Origin of the sequence: Citromicrobium bathyomarinum (assembly GCF_038594485.1) — a bacterium.
Lineage (GTDB): Bacteria > Pseudomonadota > Alphaproteobacteria > Sphingomonadales > Sphingomonadaceae > Alteriqipengyuania > Alteriqipengyuania bathyomarina_A.
The window spans coordinates 1,015,292-1,032,373 of record NZ_JBCFZG010000001.1; the positions used below are offsets into that span (position 1 = coordinate 1,015,292).

The following is a 17,082-nucleotide window of genomic DNA, read 5'->3' on the forward strand; positions in this document are numbered from 1 at the left end:
GGCACCTTCAGGCTTGCGACCCCGTCAAAATCTGACAGGGTTCGGCCCGTCGCCCGATCCCAGGCACCAGAAGTCCGCGAGTTTGTCCGCAATGAGTTCATCGCTAACCCACCTCCAGCGCCTTGAAGCAGAGGCGATCCACATCATGCGCGAGGTCGTGTCCGAAGCCGAAAAGCCGGTGATGCTCTATTCCATCGGCAAGGATAGCGCGGTGATGCTGCATGTGGCGAAGAAGGCGTTCTACCCCTCGCCCCCGCCCTTCCCGCTGCTGCACGTCGATACGACCTGGAAGTTCAAGGCGATGTACGACCTGCGCGAAAAGAGCGCGGCCGATGCCGGGATGGAGCTGCTGGTCTACCAGAACCCCGAAGCCAAAGAGATGGGGATCAACCCCTTCGATCACGGCCCGCTCCACACCGATATGTGGAAGACGCAGGGGCTCAAGCAGGCGCTCGACAAGTACGGCTTCGACGCGGCCTTCGGCGGCGCGCGGCGCGACGAGGAAAAGAGCCGCGCGAAGGAGCGCATCTTCTCGTTCCGAACGGCCAGCCACGGGTGGGACCCGAAGAGCCAGCGGCCCGAGCTGTGGAACCTCTACAACGCGCGCAAGAAGAAGGGCGAGAGCATCCGGGTGTTCCCGCTCTCCAACTGGACCGAGCTGGACATCTGGCAGTACATCCACCTCGAGAATATCGAGATCGTGCCGCTGTACTATTCGGCCAGGCGCCCGACCTTCGAATATGAAGGCGGCCTGTTCATGGCCGACGATATCGAACGGCTGGAAAAGGTGATGGGCAAACGGCCCGAGATCGTCGAACGCTCGATCCGCTTCCGCACGCTCGGCTGCTTCCCACTGACCGGCGCAGTCGAGAGCGAGGCGGCGACGCTGCCCGAGATCATTCAGGAAATGCTCCTGACCACCACATCGGAACGCCAGGGCCGCGTGATCGACCGGGATTCGGGCGACGCGTCGATGGAGAAGAAGAAGCAGGAGGGCTACTTCTGATGTCGGATGACGTGATCTACCGGACCGACGCGCTTATCGCCGAGGATATCGACGCCTATCTGGAAAAGCACCAGCACAAGACGATGCTGCGCTTCATCACCTGCGGCAGCGTGGATGACGGCAAAAGCACGCTGATCGGGCGGCTGCTCTACGACAGCAAGATGATCTTCGAGGATCAGCTCGCCGCGCTCGAAAGCGACAGCAAGCGGGTCGGCACGCAGGGGCAGGAAATTGATTTCGCGCTGCTGGTCGACGGGCTCGCCGCAGAGCGCGAACAGGGCATCACGATCGATGTCGCCTATCGCTTTTTCTCGACCGAGAACCGCAAGTTCATCGTCGCCGATTGTCCGGGGCACGAACAGTATACGCGCAACATGGTGACGGGCGCCTCCACCGCCGATCTGGCGGTGATCCTCATCGACGCGCGCAAGGGTGTACTGGTGCAGACCCGTCGCCACAGCTTCCTGTGCCACCAACTCGGGATCAAGAACCTGGTCCTGGCGGTCAACAAGATGGACCTGATCGGGTACGACCAGACCCAGTACGACGCGATCATCGAAGCCTATCGCGCGTTCGCCGACAGCATCGGGATCGAGAACTTCACAGCGATCCCGATTTCGGGCCTCGCGGGCGACAACATCACCACCCGATCGGAAAACACCGACTGGTATGACGGCCCCACCCTGATGCAGCATCTGGAAACGGTCGAGGTACGCAGCGATGCAAACCTTGCCGAGCCCTTCCGCATGCCGGTGCAGTGGGTCAATCGCCCGAATCTGGACTTCCGCGGCTTCTCGGGACTGGTCGCAAGCGGTTCGCTGAAGGTCGGCGATCCTGTTCGGGTCCTGCCTTCGGGCAAGACGAGCATCGTCAGCAAGGTCGTGCTGTTCGATCAGGAAATGGAGGAAGCGCAGGCGGGCCAGTCGGTCACGATCTGCCTTGCCGACGAGATCGACTGTTCGCGCGGCAGCGTGCTTGCCGAAGCGGACAGCCCGCCCGAAGTCTCCGACCAGTTCGAGGCGACCATCGTGTGGCTCGATGACGATCCGATGCTGGCGGGCCGTGCCTATTCGATGAAGCTGGCGAGCCAGACCGTCTCCGCCACGGTCGCCGAACCCAAGTACGAGATCAACATCAACGATCCGGGCAGCGTCGGCTCGCAGCTGGCCGCAAAGACGCTGAAGCTCAACGCCATCGGCGTTGCCGAGGTCACGACCGACAAGCCGATCGTATTCGAACCCTATGCCCAGAACCGCGCACTGGGCGGCTTCATCCTGATAGACAAGATCACCAACCGCACCGTCGGTGCTGGGATGCTCAACTTCAGCCTGCGGCGTGCGCAGAACGTCCACTGGCAGGCGACCACGATCGACCGTGAGGAGCACGCGAACCTCAAGAACCAGAAGCCGCTGGTACTCTGGTTCACCGGGCTTTCCGGATCGGGCAAGTCGACCATCGCCAACGAGGTCGAAAAGGCGCTCAACCGGATGAACCGGCACACCTTCCTGCTCGACGGCGACAATGTCCGCCACGGGCTGAACAAGGATCTGGGCTTTACGGATGCCGACCGGATCGAGAATATCCGCCGGATCGGCGAGGTCGCAAAGCTGATGGCGGATGCGGGCCTGATCGTCCTCACCGCCTTCATCAGTCCGTTCCGCGCCGAGAGGCAGATGGTGCGCGACATGCTGCCCGAGGGCGAATTCGTCGAGATCTTCGTCGACACCCCGCTCGAAGTGGCAGAGAAACGCGACGTAAAGGGCCTCTACAAGAAGGCGCGCGAGGGCAAGCTGAAGAACTTCACCGGCATCGACAGCCCCTATGAAGCACCCGAGCGGCCGGACATCACGGTCAACACCGTCGAGATGACACCGGCTGAGGCGGCCGAACACATCGTTCGCTCGCTTGGTGCGCTCAAATGATCAACTACGCGCGCGAACTCGACGATGCGCAGCTTGCCGCCTGCCTTGCGGAGACCGCGGGACGCATCCTGCTTGATGTGCGCGGGTCGGGACTGATCGAAGGCAAGGCGCTGGGCAAGGCGGGCGACGAGACCGCCAACCAGTTCCTGTGCCATGCAATCCGGCACCTGCGCCCCGACGATGGCCTGCTGTCGGAAGAGTGCAAGGATACCGAGGAGCGCCTCTCCAAAGAGCGTGTCTGGATCATCGACCCGGTCGATGGCACCCGCGAATATGGCGAGGCGCGGACCGACTGGGCAGTGCATGTCGCTCTCGCCATCGACGGCGTGCCGACGATCGGTGCAGTCGCCTTGCCCGGCTGCGACCTTGTTCTGCGGAGTGACGATCCGCAGACCCTGCCCGAACCTGCCCCCACCCCGCGCCTTGTCGTCAGCCGCACGCGGCCCGCGAAGGAGGCGGTAGAGGTCGCCAAACGTCTCGGCGGAGAGCTGGTCGAAATGGGCAGCGCGGGCGCCAAGGCGATGGCCGTGGTGCGCGGCGAGGCCGAAATCTACCTGCATTCGGGCGGGCAATTCGAATGGGACAGCTGCGCCCCTGCTGCCGTTGCCGCCGCGCACGGCCTCCATTGCTCGCGGATCGACGGGTCGCCGCTGGTCTACAACCAGGCGGATACGTATATGCCAGACCTGCTGATCTGTCGGCCCGAGCTGGCGAAGCGCATCCTGGCAGAAGTGGCCGACATTTCGGCCTGACAAGGGAGCGGCGGATGAGCGAATTCGACGACTGGATCGGCCGCAGCATCACCGCCAGCGACACGCTCGATCCTGCGCGGTGCAACGCGCTCGATATCGCGCTGGGTGGTGCCGGCGATTTACGGATCGGCGATCCGATGCCGCTGCTCGATCACTGGCTGCACTTTTGGGACGTGAAGCCGCCCACCGAACTTGGCAGCGACGGGCACCCTGCCAAGGGCGGCTTTCTGCCCCCCGTTCGCCTGCCTCGCCGAATGTGGGCAGGCGGGCGTCTGAGCTTCGTAAAGCCCCTGATGCTGGGACAAGAGGTGAAGAAGACCTCGACCATCGCCTCGATCGCCGAGAAGGAAGGCAGAAGCGGCAAGCTGGTCTTCGTGACCATTCGCCACGATTTCGAGGCTGGCGAAGGCGTCGCGGTGAGCGAGGAACAGGATCTGGTCTATCGCGAACCGGCAACCGAGCGGCTCGCCATGCCTGCGCCAGAAGACGCGCCCGGCGCGGCCTGGCGCCAGACGATCGACCCCGATCCGGTCCTGCTGTTCCGCTATTCCGCGCTGACCATGAACGGCCACCGCATCCATTACGACCGCCCCTACGCGATCGAGGAAGAGTACTATCCCGGCCTCGTCGTCCACGGCCCCTTGCAGGCCAAGCTGCTGATCCGCCTCGCAGTCACGAACCTGGGGGACACCATCACCGGGTTCGATTTTCGCGGCCAGCAACCCGCGTTCGACGGACTGCCGCTCCACGTCTGCGGGACCGCTGGCGACGACGGCGCCGAACTCTGGACGCAGCAGGGTGAAGGGAAAAACATGGTCGCATCCGCCCGCACGGATCGATAGCGATATTGCGTGTTTACCGGGTCCGGCAATGGATAGGGTCACCGGCATGAACCGGGTGCTCGTGTCTCCGATACTCATCGTTCTCGGCTCGGCTGCGGCATGTCAGCAGACGCCCGAAGCCGCGACTGATGCTTCGACGCTCCCAGCGATGAATTGCCCGGAGATCGGTGATGATCCGGTACGGATCGACGGTGGCACCTTCTCGATGGGGCAGACGGGAATGTATGCTGAAGAAGGTCCCGTCCGCCAGACCCGGGTCGGCGAGTTCTGGATAGACCCGCACGAGGTGACCAATCGGCAATTCGCCGACTTCGTCGCCGCGACCGGGTATGTCACCGTGGCGGAACTTCCCGTCGACCCGGAGCAGTTCGGCGCATCGCCAGAAGACATACCGTCCGATATGCTCGAACCGGGTTCGGCCGTCTTTACCCCGCCCGACCGGCCATCGAACGATTATATCGACTGGTGGCGGTATGTGCCGGGAGCGAACTGGAAGAAACCCTACGGGGCCGCCGGGCCCAATGCCGCAGCCAACGAACCGGTCGTCCATCTCGCATGGGACGACATGGTGGCCTACGCGAGATGGAAGGATGGCCGCCTCCCAAGCGAAGCGGAATGGGAGTTCGCCGCGAGCGCAGGTGGGGACACTTCCCGGGAGCAGCCGGGCCCTGACGAAGCGAACAGTTGGCAGGGCGTATTCCCGGTAGTCAACGAGGAGACCGATGGTTTCAAGGGGATCGCCCCGGTCGGCTGTTATGCGCCGAATGCCCATGGCCTGTACGACATGATCGGGAATGTCTGGGAGGTTACAGCGGATTACTATCGGCCCGGTCACGATCCCGCGGACACCAATGACCCGCAAGGCCCGGACGCGGATAACGCTTTCGACCCGCAAAACCCTTCCCTGCAGAGCCGGGTGATGAAGGGTGGCTCTTACCTGTGCGCTCCAAATTATTGCCAGCGCTACCGCCCTTCTGCACGTCAGGCGCGCGATCCGGGGCTGGGGGCAAGCAATGTGGGGTTCCGGCTGGCGTACGATAGCAAACCAGACTGACGCTGCCGGTCGTCATCAAAGCGCGATGTCTGTGCCCCAACACGCAGCCTGGGCGCAATCCCTCGCCATCGCCATCCAAGCGTCCCGAAAATTTCGGAAGCCAAGGCGGCGAAATTAGTCTAAGGGCGCACCGACATCGTCGAGCATTGATCGCTCGACCCACCCATTTCCACATACCTGGATGGTCAATATGTGGCCGCGCAGCATCCGTGCGCGTCCCTGTACCCGAGAGATTTACGTGAATTTCCCCAACCTCCCCGCCCCCCTGCAATCCGCCCTCGCCGAACATGGCTATGACGCCCCGACCGATGTGCAGGCCGCCGTTCTCGAAACCGAAGCAAACGACCGCGATCTGCTCGTTTCCGCGCAGACCGGTTCCGGCAAGACGGTCGCCTTCGGGCTGGCTTTTGCCCGCAACGTGCTCGACCAGAACGGGAATGCCCCCAGCCCGGGTGCACCCCGCGCCCTCGTGATCGCTCCCACGCGCGAGCTTGCCTTGCAGGTGAGCCGTGAACTCGGCTGGCTGTACGGCAAGGCGGGTGGCCGCATTGCGACCTGCGTCGGCGGAATGAACCCCTCGCACGAGCGCAACGTCCTGCGATCGGGTGCCACGATCGTCGTCGGCACGCCCGGGCGCCTGCGCGATCATCTCGAGCGCGGCGCGCTGAACCTGTCCGACATTGCCGCGGTGGTCCTCGATGAGGCCGACGAGATGCTCGACATGGGGTTCCGCGAGGAAATCGAGGCCATTCTCGACGCGACACCGGATAATCGCCGCACGCTGCTGTTCTCCGCGACGATCCCCAAGCCGATCGAAGCGCTCGCCCGCCGTTATCAGAGCGACGCCCTGCGCATCACCACGGTTGGCAAGGATCGTGGGCACGGAGACATCTCCTATCAGGCGGTCGTCGTCTCGCCGCCCGAAGTCGAGAACGCCGTGGTCAACCTGCTGCGCTATCACGAGGCGGAGACCGCGATCCTGTTCTGCGGGACGCGCGAGAAGGTCCGCCACCTCCACGCAACCTTGCAGGAACGCGGCTTCGCTGTCGTGGCGCTGTCGGGCGAAAATTCGCAGAGCGAGCGCAATCAGGCGCTTCAGGCACTGCGCGATCGTCGGGCACGCGTCTGCGTGGCTACCGATGTCGCCGCGCGCGGTATCGATCTGCCCACGCTGAGCCTGGTCATCCATGTCGAGATTCCGCGCGACGCGGAGGCCTTGCAGCACCGCTCCGGTCGTACCGGGCGTGCCGGTCGCAAAGGCACCGCCGTTCTGGTCGTGCCTTTTTCGCGCCGCCGCAGGGTGGAAGCAATGCTGCGCAACGCGAAGATCGACGCCAAGTGGACCGACGCGCCCGATCGCGAAGCCATCCGCGCCAAGGACCGCGAGCGTTTGCTGAAAGTCTTGCTGGAACCGGTCGAGACCGACGAAGCCGATAGCGACCTGGTGGACAGCTTGCTTGAACAGCGAAGCGCGAAGGAACTCGCAGCCATGCTGGTGAGCGCGCACCGTTCCAAGCTGCCGGAGCCCGAGGACCTGATCGCCAACACGCCCGAGGCACACCGCGCTGCCAAGGCAGAGCGTCATCGCCCCGGGTTCGAGGATACGGCTTGGTTCCGCATGGATATCGGCCGCCGGCGCAATGCGGACCCGCGCTGGATTCTGCCCCTGCTATGCCGCCGCGGCCATATCACTCGCAACGAGGTTGGCGCGATCCGTATCGGGCCCAACGAAACCTATTTCCAGATCCCGCGCGCGATTGCCGACAAGTTCGCCGATGCCGTCAACCGTACGGCTGGCGATGGTGAGGACGGCGAAGATATCCGGATCGAACCTTCCGCGACCGGACCTCGGGACGCTGCCCGCACCAATCGCAAGGCGCATCCCGGCGCACACCGCGATAGCAAGCCGAAGCCGCACCGCAAGAATTTCGGCGGAAAGCCGAAGGGCGACTTCAAGGGCAATCGCGCCAACAAGCCACACAAAGGCGCGAAGAAGAAAGATCGCTGATCGGTAGCGGCGGTGACTAGAGGCCCCCTCCGCCCGGCAATGGCCTGATCGGGATCTACTCGGCGGGCAATGCCGATTCCTTAGCGCGGTTGCGCCGGCTGGGCATTGCCCGGAAAAGCCAGATCGCGACCGCGCCGAGGCAGACGATCCAGAAGATCGGCACGAATGGCGCCGCGTTTCCTATCGCAATCCGGGCAATCAGTGTCGCCGCCATTCCCGCCGGTACGCCAACCACCAGCCCCCACCAGGCCGCGCGTAGGCGGGTCGACACCTTGCCACGCCGCTCTCGCTTGTCGAGCCAGATGAAGGTGCCCGTCGCCACCACGATAGTGAGGGCGAGGCCGAACACGATATACGCGATCTTCACCGGCAGACCGCCGAAATTGCCGAAATGAAGGTTGTAGGTGGAAGCGGATAGCTGTTGCCCGACGGTTCCATCCGCCAGCCCCACGGTTCCGCGAAATGCGCCATCGGCAGAGAACCCGTAGTACTCACCGAAGATCAGGCGACGCGGATGCTCGGCAACGATCTGGATATGCTGTCCCGCCGTGCCCGGATCGTGCAGGATCACGTAATACGGCTCCACGTCCGGATACTCGCGCTCCATGAAAGCCAATGCGGGAACGACATTGGGGATCGGTCCAGACGCTGTGTCCTCTTCGGGTTCGTCTCCGAAGACCGGCGCCAGCGCTGCGCCGCTATCGCCACCATAGGCAGCGGCGGCGAGGGCCGATCCGGAAACATAAAACAGGCCGATCATCGCTCCGGTAAGCGAAATGGCGAGCGCAAAGGGCAGTGTCCAAACCGCCAGCCGGTTGTGCCAGTCGAGCGTCGCGACATCGTCCGCCCGGCGTGCGCGCAAACGAAAGGCATCGCGAAAGATACGCGGATGCGCGACCACGCCGGAGATCGTCAGCGCGACGATCATCGCCCCGAACAGGCCGACCAGCGTCATGCCGAACACGGCAGGCAGGTTGAGGCGATAGTGAAGCGCCAGCAGGAACTCCGCCCAGGCGTTTTCCTCCGGCACGACGATGTCGCCCTGCCCGTCGATATGGACCGCCTGTGTGTCGGTGGTGATCGTGGTTCGAGGCAGATCCTTGGTCGGAAGGTGGACGTAGAGGTGGGTCGTCGCCGGTCCACTCTCCTCGCTCGCCAGCACATTCTCGATCCCGCGCTGCACGCTGCCGGGCTCGATTTCGTTCATTTCAGGCGCATCGAGCTGCTCGAAACGCTGCCATTCTTCGTACAGCACGATGGCCGTGCCGCTCGCGCAAATCAGGTAGAGCAGCGCACAGCAGATGAGGCCCACGGCCGAGTGCGCGGAAATGGCCTTGCGTACCATCTCTTTCGAAAACGCGAGCGTCATACGGGGCCTCCTTGAAGGAAGACAAACGGGGCCGAAAGGACCGCGAGCCCCATGACCCAGCCCAATTGCGCCTTGCGGCCCCACATCATCAGAAGTGCAAATGTCAGGACCGGCCAGACGATCGGCACCGTGGCGAGCACGGCAACGTTGCCATCCGCCTCGGTACCCCCTGCCCCCACGATCAGCGCCCGTACCGCAAGGGCGGCCAGCACGCTGGCGGCCAGCGCGAGAGGCCCAGTAATCGCGAAAGTCACAAGACCGGAGCGGGACCGGGATTGAGTCTCGTCGGCGCCCTGATGGCTGGTCCTGACCAGCCTCGCTCGCGCTTGGCGCGCCGGCTTGGTGGCAGCGAAGGCCAGCGCGACGAAGGCCGCGCCGGTTACGGCGAGGACGGCAATCGTAATGCCCCACTCGCCCGCTGTCCGGTCAGCCACCACCACCGCAGCAAGCAGCCCCGCCCAGCCTGCGAGGTTCAGAGGGGTGGAGCGCTTCGGCTTCCCCCAGGACACACGCAGGACGACCACGCCCGCAACGGCGAGCGTGATCGAGAGCCACATGAGCGCATCGCCCGCCATCAGAATTTGACAGTCAGCGAGCCGTTGATGCTGCGCTTTTCACCCGGGAAGCAGTCCCCGCGCACCAGGCAGACGGCGTAATACTCCTCGTTGGTTACATTGCGCGCGGTTACGCGCAGCTGGAACCTGTCGAAATCGTAGCCCAGCGAGAGATCGCCTACAGTCCGGCCATCGACCCTGTAGGTCAGCAGGCTGTTGTCGATGGCGGAAATGCCATTGCTCTCGTTCCCGCCGACATAGCGAATGCCGCCGCCGAAGCTCAGCCCAAGAAGCGGGCCGCGGAAATTGTAGAGAGCAAACAGCGATGCCTGCCAGTCGGAAATCGAGGTAAGCGGAAGGCCGTTGGGATCCTTGGCGTCGAGATAGCTGACATTTCCATCGACCCGCAATCCGCCGATCAATGCGTTCGCCTCAAGCTCGGCACCCCGAACCTTCGATTTGCCTTCCTGCTGGCTGTTGCCACCCACCAGCGATGCGGGATTGGGCAGGTTGGAAACCTCGATATCGAACGCCGAGACGGTGACCAGCGCGTTGACGCCGGTCGGCTGCCACTTGATCCCCGCCTCGTACTGCCGCCCTTCCTGCGGCAACAGCTGCTCGTTGGTGATGGTGTCGATCCCGACGACCGGCTCGAAACTCTCCGCATAGCTGACATAGGGCGAAATTCCCGCTGGGCCTCGCCACAGCAAACCAAAGCTGAGGCTGGTCGCATCGTCTTTCTGGGTGGTGCCGTTCTGAACCCGGTTGGTGACACGGTCGAAGCGAATGCCCGCATTGGCAACCAGCGCACCCCAGCTCATCTGGTCGGAGATGTAGTAGCCGGTCGTATCGACGTAGTTGCGCGGGCCGTTGGTCTGCAACTGGCGTATCTGCTCCACGCTCGGCACGTTCTGGTACTGCGGATCGAAGACGTTGAGCGTGCCGCCGTTGAAGACATAGGCCGTATCGGAATCGGTGAAGACGTCCTGCGCCTGCACACCCGCCAGCAGTTCGTGCGTAATTGGGCCGGTATCGAACTCGCCGCGAATGCGCGCATCGACCGCCAGCTGCTCGCTCCGGTTGTCTGCGAGGTAGTAGGTCCAGATGCCGTTCCCGTCCGCGTCGATGCGGGGCACGCCATTGCCCTGGAAGGCGATCCACGCCTGCCGATAATCGGCCTGCGAGTCGACATAACGTCCAACCGCCTCGACCGATATGGCATCGCTCAGTTGCTGTTCGAGAATCAGCGTGAGGGCGAAGCTCTGCGTATCGTAGGCGTTGAACCCGGGTGCACCCATGTATTCGTATGGGTCGATCTTCTGCCCACTCGCCGACGGCAACAGTGTGCCCGTGACAGGCAGGAACTGGTGCGCGGTGTCCGAATCCTGGTCCGAATAATTGGCGAGGATCGTCACTTCGGTGCCGTCGGCAGGGCGCAGGGTGAGCGCGGGGGCGAGCACGAATTTGTTGTCGCTCACCTCATCGATCTGGGTATCGCCATCGCGATAAAGCCCGACGAAGCGGAATTGCGCCTCGTCTTCGGCACCGGGGATCGCAATGTTGATGTCGGTGGCAATCTGCTTGCGGTCGAAGCTGCCGTAATCGAAGCGCACTTCGCCTTCGGTCACGCCATAGGGTCGCTTCGTCACGACATTGATGATGCCGCCCGGGGAGCCTGCGCCGTAGAGCACCGAGGCCGGACCCTTCAGCACCTCGACCTGCTCCAGCGTATAGATGTCCTGCCGGGTCGTGTTGTAGTAGCCGAACAGGTACTGGAGGTTGTCGCGATATTCGGGTGCATCGAGGCCGCGGACCTGCGCAAAATCGCCGCGCGTCGAGAAGCCGAAAGGCTCTGCCGTGACGCCCGCCGAATAGGTCAGCGCGTCGTCGAGCGACTGTGCGCCTTTCTCTTCGAAATCCTCTTCCGTCTCGATCGAGATCGACCGCGCCGTTTCCACGATCGGCGTGTCGGATTTGGTTGCGCCGAAATCCGTCAACTGGCCCGTCACGACAATCGTCGCGGAGCTATCCTTGCCTGCTTCTGCTTGATCGGCCTGCGGATCGGACTGGTCGGCCAACGCCGGTGACGCAAGCATCAGGGTGAAAATCGCGGTGGACGTGCTGAGAATCGGTTTCAAAATGTGACCCCTCGTTGTCGATGAGGGAACTGCTAATGCGACTACTTTGCAATTGCAAGGAAAGCGTACCGCGGTGTGCGAGGCGTCAGAAAGCTTGATCTGGTTTGCTTGATCTCGCTCAATGACCCCCAGGGTCGCTCTGGCCTAGACCCACGGTGCAAGGCATGGGGCGAAGATATGCGAGACCTGGTTTCGACAAGATCGTGCACGATCCCGAACCTGAGGGCCTTTTTGCTTGAGGTGGACGCTCCGCCCGCGCCGCCGACAGGCCCGCGCGACCGTTTCCGCACTGCGGAGAATCACCGTTCGAGCGTATCGGCGCTGTTGCTCCGCGACCACGAAACGCACCGCGAGCGGGACACACTCCGCCTTAATACTGGCACCCACCTACCCGAACGCCTATATTGTTCGCAGAGCCCGCGCGCATATGTTGCTCGGCAGGCCGCACAGGGGCGGCAGCTCGCGATACCCCGTCAACTCCGCCATTACCCGATTGCTGCCATGCCACTCATCATGGCAAATGTTCATCTCACCACGCGAAAGAGCGAAAACCGATGCTTCTAGCCCCAGCCCCCGGATCAGAAGACAAGGAGATGCTGCGTCAGGCGGCAATGCTCACTCGCGACCTGCATCGGCCCAAGCCGCTGGTGTACTGGGGCGATTGCTTCGGTTCGGCAGCTATCGGCTATGCCGCATTGCTGGGTGCGATAGCGAGTGGCAGCGCGCTGCTGACCGGCGCGCTCGTCGTCCTCTCGATTCTTACGCTGTATCGGGCGGTGCTCTTCATTCATGAGATCACCCACCTCGATCATCGCAAGCTGCCCGGCTTTCGCCTCGCGTGGAATATCGGTGTCGGCGCGCCGCTGATGCTGCCCTCTTTCCTTTATGAAGGCATCCATGCGGTGCACCATTCGCGCGTGCATTATGGGACGGAGCGCGATCCGGAATATATCCCCCTGGCGCATATGCGGCCCTGGTCTCTCCCGCTCTTCACGCTGGGCGCGCTCGCGATGCCGGCGCTGATGCTGCTTCGCTTCGGCATTCTGGGGCCGCTGTCATGGGTGATCCCCCCGCTGCGGAGGTTGATCGTGGAGCGTTTTTCAGCGCTCGAGGTCAACCCAGCCTATCATCGCCCCGCGCCCGAGGGAGACTTCGCGCGCCGCTGGAAAGCGCAGGAGGCTGCGGCCAGCATTGTCGCGGTCACCATCATAGCAACCACCGCGCTAGGCATCCTGCCGCTGCGCGCTTTCGCGATCTACTGCCTGGTCGTCGCGGGCGTCGCGCTGCTCAACCAGACGCGCACGCTGGTGGCGCACCTGTGGGAGAATGACGGCGAGGAACTGTCGCTGACCGACCAGTATCGTGACAGCACGAACGTCCCCGCCGCTTTCCCGGGTGTATTGTGGGCGCCCATAGGCCTGCGTTTCCACGCGCTGCATCACCTGCTGCCCCGCCTGCCCTATCACTCGCTGCCCGAAGCGCACCGCCGCCTGGCCGCTGCCCTGCCCGAGCCTTCTGCCTATCCGCAGGCCAGCTATTCGTCGCTCGGTGTGTTGCTTAAGCGCCTTGGCCGCGCGACGCTCCAACGCCACTAGGCGCTGAGCGGAGCGCGACCTGCAAATGCGGAGCCTGACCTTCAACGGGATCGGAGCCGTCGCTGCCGACCGCCCGGGGTAAATGCACGGCAGGCAGCACTCGAAGCTGCGTCGCGCACCGCTGGATGCATTCGGCTGACCATTGCAAGAATGGTAGCGGAGGAGGAACATATAGCGAACATATAACGTTCTGACATTGCTCGTTTTTTCCGCCCAACTCTTGGAAAATACCCCCACCGATACCCCCAGAATCCCGAATTTGCGCCAAACCGTTACAAGGGTGCGATCGGCCGACTAACGTTCGAAAATTGGCAGCTCAACCGCCTCATTGAACGGCGGAAGTTGGGCCGATTGCGGACTGGCAGGTTTCAGGAAATGATTGGGGGACAGCCGCCATTCTTAGGTTTCCGGTCAGTAGGCCGCTCCCGCCAACATTCCGGTAATTCCAACCGGCGAACAAACGCCCCGAAAGCTGCCGACCGATCATCTGCTCGTTGTCAGGAGCGCCAATCGCCTGGACTGAGCTGAGGCAGCGTGACGGCAAGCGGGGAATCATCCGGCGACCAGGTGGTTGCCCGCGCCATGATCGTCGCGAACAGTCCGGAGGCCAGGTGACCGGCCAGCCAGCCCTGGAGATGCGGCAACGGTAGAGCGCTGAACCATTGCCGGTCGACGGCTGCGAACTGCCGCACGAAAGGCATAATCGCAGCGTCCGTCAGCCCGCGGGCAGGCCCGCATAGCTGGCCCACACCGGCCAGGCGTCCGTCAATCTCGCGCAGGAACGCCAGGCCACTTTCGCGATGCGCGCGCGCGTCCGCGCTGCAATACTCGGGATACTTGTAGCAGTCGAGGTCACGTTTGAACGGGCCATCGTTCATCGCGATCAGCTCCGCGTCGTCCCGCGCCAGCCAGCCTTCGGGATCCCGGTTCGCGAGGGCCCAGCGCATGATGTCGAGGCTCTCATCCAACACTGCTCCGCCTGGCAGGACGAGCACGGGAACGGTCCCCTTGGTCGAGGCGTCCAACATCGCCTGGGGCTTGGCTGAAAGCTTGACCTCGCGCAGTTCACCGCGCGTTCCGCTCACCGCCAGCGCCAGCCGCGCCCGCATCGCGTATGGGCAGCGCCGAAAACTGTAGAGAACCGGATCAGTCGGTGTGACCATCATGCAGCTTTATCTGAACTGCGCCGATGTGAGCGCGACCCTGCGCGGCCGCGAGCAGTTCCTGGCGGTGGCGTTCGCGGCAGGACGCACGCTGCTGTTCGCTCCTCTCGGAATGGCACGCAGGGCAACTTACCCCCGCTTCGTAGAGTGGTGATGCAGCGTCACCTGCACTGACCGGGCGCCGGCAGGCGTGGCAAAGTGTGTAAGTGCTCTGGGCGAGACCGTGGCCGATCGTTACCCGCTGGTCGAACACGAAGCACTCCCCCCGCCAAAGGCTCGCTTCCGCGGGAACCGTCTCCAGGTACTTCAGGATTCCGCCCTTGAGGTGGAAGACCTCGTCGACGCCCTCCTGCTTCAGGAAGGCAGTGGACTTCTCGCAGCGAACCCCGCCGGTGCAGAACATCGCGACCCTCGCAGGCTTTCCCCCCTTGATGTAATCGGGGCCCAGCAGCCTTTCGCGCTCGTGGCGAAACCATGCCGGGAAATCGCGGAAGCTCGTTGTCTGCGGATCGATCGCGCCTTCGAACATTCCCACTGCCACCTCGTAGTCGTTGCGTGTGTCGATCACGATGGTGTCGGGGTCCGCGATCAGGGCGTTCCATTCCTGCGGCTCGACGTAGGTTCCGGCGCTCGCCCGAGGATCAATCTCGGGCTGGCCCATCGTCACGATCTCGCGCTTTAGGCGTACCTTCATGCGATGAAACGGCATCGCCGATGCGCCCGACAGTTTGACGTCGAGTTCAGCGCAGTCCGGCAGGGCGCGAATGGCCTCCAGGACTCTGGTGATCCCTTCAGACGGTCCGGCAATCGTGCCGTTGATGCCCTCAGGGGCAAGAAGCAACGTGCCGCGAACCCGTTGCTCACGGCACAGGCGCTCAAGTGGCGCTTTCAAACCCTCGCAATTCTCGAACCGAGTGAAGCGGTACAGGGCTGCCACGTGCAGAGGCTCATGGGATTCGCGCGGAAGCATGTGCATGTCAGGTCCCATAGCGTCATGCAGAAGGCGCGTCAGCTATCACGCCCAACCCGCGTGCTGCACAATGGTCGATGCGATGGCGAACTCCCAGGCAGGAAAGGCTGGTGTGGTAATTCTGACCCCACCCGCTAGAGGCGGGCCGCGCAAATTGAGGCAGACGCATGGCCCGCAGACATTCGAAACACGATCCCTATGGCCACTTGCATAGCGAGGAGGAGGCTCCGGCGCCGGCGGTACCCTGCTGGTTATGCGGTCGGCCGACTGGCAAGGCCATTGTCTGGCATCATCCCGTGCCCAAGAGCCGGGGCGGGCGAGATGTTGTGCCCACGCACCCCCTTTGCCAGCAGACGCTGATCGCCAATTTCACCAATTCCGAACTGCAGCGCCATGGGATGGATGTGGAGGGCCTTCTGGCCAACCCCAGCGTGCGCAAATTTGTCGATTGGGTGGCGAACAAGGACCCCAATTTCACCGCGACCTCGGCGAAGAAGCAACGCTGAATTATTATGTATCCGACACAGCGCTGGTGTCGTCAACCGCCAACAAATCGGCTCTTAACGAGTTCAAAGGATCTCGCTGGAATCAGCCATACGTTCAGGCGGTTTCTGCGGCGGGCGAACGGCCAGCATTGGCGGCCGAATTACCCCGTAGTGGCTCTAACGAGCTATTCGGCGTCTTTGAATTCGCCGAACAGCTCCGGCAGGAAGGATGCCAGATGCGGCATCTCCTGCGCGCAGTGGACGAGCAGCGCACGGGCATCACTTTCCGTTACACTCAGCACACGCTTGGCAACGACTGCGGCCATACCACCAATGAGGTTGCGCCCTGCGACGTGCCTGCCGCCCATCCAGAAGCGCGACCGCATCTCGCTGCCTCCGGGAACCGCGCGGACATGGTGCGCCAGATAGCCGATGTCGATCGGGGCGTCGCCAAGGCCGATCTGGGCGCAGATGATGGTGGCCTGTTGGTCGTCGTCCAGACTCTTGTCAGTGAAACCAAGCGTCGCGGGCGGCACAAAGCGAATCGCGCCGCGGATCAGATCGCTACCGATATATTCGTCAACGATTGACGTCTGCCCGACATAGAGCACGCGGCCGCTGGCGCCAGCGGGCGGCGTTTCGCGCCAGCCGACATGCACATGCGCCTGCGGATGCCACAGCTTATACTTAGACGCAGCATCGCCGTGCCAGCCGAACCACCAATCGACCATCGCCGGGGTGACGCTCGGCATGGCGGAGCGCACGCTGACTCGCATGCCGCCGTCGCTGGTCAGCACAAAGCCGTCTTCCAGCACAGCCTCTCCGCCAAACAGGTTGGTAGTCGCCTGATCGATGTCCGGCAGCAGAATGTCCGGCACCCCGCCTCGATCAAGCGCGGCGCACACATGCGGTGCCAGCGGGGCAAGCTCTGGGTTGAAGAACCGGGCATAGGGCGCGGCGCGATCTGCCTCGCGATAGCCCAGATAGCGCCCTGCAATCGGCTTACTGCTTTTCATGATACACGCCCCATATAAGCATTGAACCGGCCTTCGGGATCAAACTTGGCGCGCAATGCGTCCAGCCGTTCCAGATTGGCTGGGGCCATGAACGGCATCGGCCTGCGCCCCAGGTTTTCATCAGCGAGCTGAATGCCGACACTGTACGCTTGCAAGGCCCGCATATGGTCGGTCGCCCAGCCTTCATCGGCGGGGGCCCCCCCCCCCC

The 17,082-nt window shown here is 63.3% G+C and carries 15 protein-coding genes; 8 read left to right on the top strand and 7 right to left on the bottom strand.

From position 1 onward, the window contains the following. Positions 1 to 82: 82 nt before the first annotated feature. The 6 genes from cysD (at position 83) to AAG591_RS05145 (ending at position 7,584) form a co-directional block, all read left to right on the top strand. Positions 83 to 1,006, top strand: coding sequence for a sulfate adenylyltransferase subunit CysD (gene cysD / locus AAG591_RS05120; RefSeq protein ID WP_425341634.1), 924 nt, complete (start codon positions 83 to 85; stop codon positions 1,004 to 1,006). Further along, entirely contained in the window at positions 1,006 to 2,928 is a 1,923-nt protein-coding gene (gene cysN / locus AAG591_RS05125; protein ID WP_342529938.1) for a sulfate adenylyltransferase subunit CysN, read from the top strand. The genes cysD and cysN overlap by 1 nt, the downstream gene beginning before the upstream one ends. After that, positions 2,925 to 3,680 (top strand): 3'(2'),5'-bisphosphate nucleotidase CysQ, encoded by a 756-nt coding sequence (locus AAG591_RS05130; protein WP_342529939.1) that lies wholly within the window; start codon positions 2,925 to 2,927, stop codon positions 3,678 to 3,680. Before cysN ends, AAG591_RS05130 begins: the two co-directional genes overlap by 4 nt. A gap of 14 nt (positions 3,681 to 3,694) precedes the next feature. Further along, positions 3,695 to 4,522, top strand: a complete 828-nt coding sequence (locus AAG591_RS05135; protein WP_342529940.1) for an HTD2 family dehydratase — start codon at positions 3,695 to 3,697, stop codon at positions 4,520 to 4,522. Between the two features lie 28 nt (positions 4,523 to 4,550). Then, a complete protein-coding gene (locus AAG591_RS05140) occupies positions 4,551 to 5,576 on the top strand; it encodes a formylglycine-generating enzyme family protein (protein WP_342529941.1) in 1,026 nt (341 codons plus the stop codon). 238 nt (positions 5,577 to 5,814) lie between these two features. Next, positions 5,815 to 7,584 (top strand): DEAD/DEAH box helicase, encoded by a 1,770-nt coding sequence (locus AAG591_RS05145; RefSeq protein WP_342529942.1) that lies wholly within the window; start codon positions 5,815 to 5,817, stop codon positions 7,582 to 7,584. 55 nt (positions 7,585 to 7,639) lie between these two features. Here the strand turns inward: AAG591_RS05145 and AAG591_RS05150 are convergent, their stop codons facing one another. Genes AAG591_RS05150 through AAG591_RS05160 form a run of 3 tightly spaced genes read right to left on the bottom strand, consistent with a single transcriptional unit; the run spans position 7,640 to position 11,645 of the window. Then, positions 7,640 to 8,953 (bottom strand): PepSY-associated TM helix domain-containing protein, encoded by a 1,314-nt coding sequence (locus AAG591_RS05150; protein WP_342529943.1) that lies wholly within the window; start codon positions 8,951 to 8,953, stop codon positions 7,640 to 7,642. Next, a complete protein-coding gene (locus AAG591_RS05155) occupies positions 8,950 to 9,528 on the bottom strand; it encodes a hypothetical protein (RefSeq protein WP_342529944.1) in 579 nt (192 codons plus the stop codon). Before AAG591_RS05155 ends, AAG591_RS05150 begins: the two co-directional genes overlap by 4 nt. Further along, positions 9,528 to 11,645, bottom strand: a complete 2,118-nt coding sequence (locus tag AAG591_RS05160) for a TonB-dependent siderophore receptor (protein WP_342529945.1) — start codon at positions 11,643 to 11,645, stop codon at positions 9,528 to 9,530. The genes AAG591_RS05155 and AAG591_RS05160 overlap by 1 nt, the downstream gene beginning before the upstream one ends. A gap of 554 nt (positions 11,646 to 12,199) precedes the next feature. Between AAG591_RS05160 and AAG591_RS05165 the strand changes: the two genes are divergently transcribed. After that, on the top strand, positions 12,200 to 13,240 hold the full coding sequence (locus AAG591_RS05165; protein WP_342529946.1) for a fatty acid desaturase family protein: 1,041 nt from the start codon (positions 12,200 to 12,202) through the stop codon (positions 13,238 to 13,240). A 497-nt stretch (positions 13,241 to 13,737) separates the two neighbouring features. On the opposite strand, the gene AAG591_RS05170 is transcribed toward AAG591_RS05165, so the two are convergent. Together AAG591_RS05170 and trhO are read right to left on the bottom strand one after the other, a co-directional pair. After that, on the bottom strand, positions 13,738 to 14,403 hold the full coding sequence (locus AAG591_RS05170) for a glutathione S-transferase (protein ID WP_413775939.1): 666 nt from the start codon (positions 14,401 to 14,403) through the stop codon (positions 13,738 to 13,740). Continuing rightward, positions 14,387 to 15,373: an oxygen-dependent tRNA uridine(34) hydroxylase TrhO gene (gene trhO / locus AAG591_RS05175; protein WP_230832818.1), complete on the bottom strand. Its 987-nt coding sequence runs from the start codon at positions 15,371 to 15,373 to the stop codon at positions 14,387 to 14,389. Before trhO ends, AAG591_RS05170 begins: the two co-directional genes overlap by 17 nt. Before the next feature lie 167 nt (positions 15,374 to 15,540). On the opposite strand from trhO, the gene AAG591_RS05180 reads away from it, so the two are divergent. Next, the gene (locus tag AAG591_RS05180) at positions 15,541 to 15,879 is read left to right on the top strand and encodes a hypothetical protein (protein ID WP_230832761.1); all 339 of its coding nucleotides are present in this window, start codon (positions 15,541 to 15,543) and stop codon (positions 15,877 to 15,879) included. A gap of 164 nt (positions 15,880 to 16,043) precedes the next feature. Here the strand turns inward: AAG591_RS05180 and AAG591_RS05185 are convergent, their stop codons facing one another. Next, positions 16,044 to 16,874, bottom strand: coding sequence for a DAPG hydrolase family protein (locus AAG591_RS05185; protein WP_230832762.1), 831 nt, complete (start codon positions 16,872 to 16,874; stop codon positions 16,044 to 16,046). After that, positions 16,871 to 17,082: hypothetical protein (locus tag AAG591_RS05190; RefSeq protein ID WP_342529948.1), on the bottom strand; the 212-nt coding region annotated here is incomplete at its 5' end. The genes AAG591_RS05190 and AAG591_RS05185, both read right to left, overlap by 4 nt.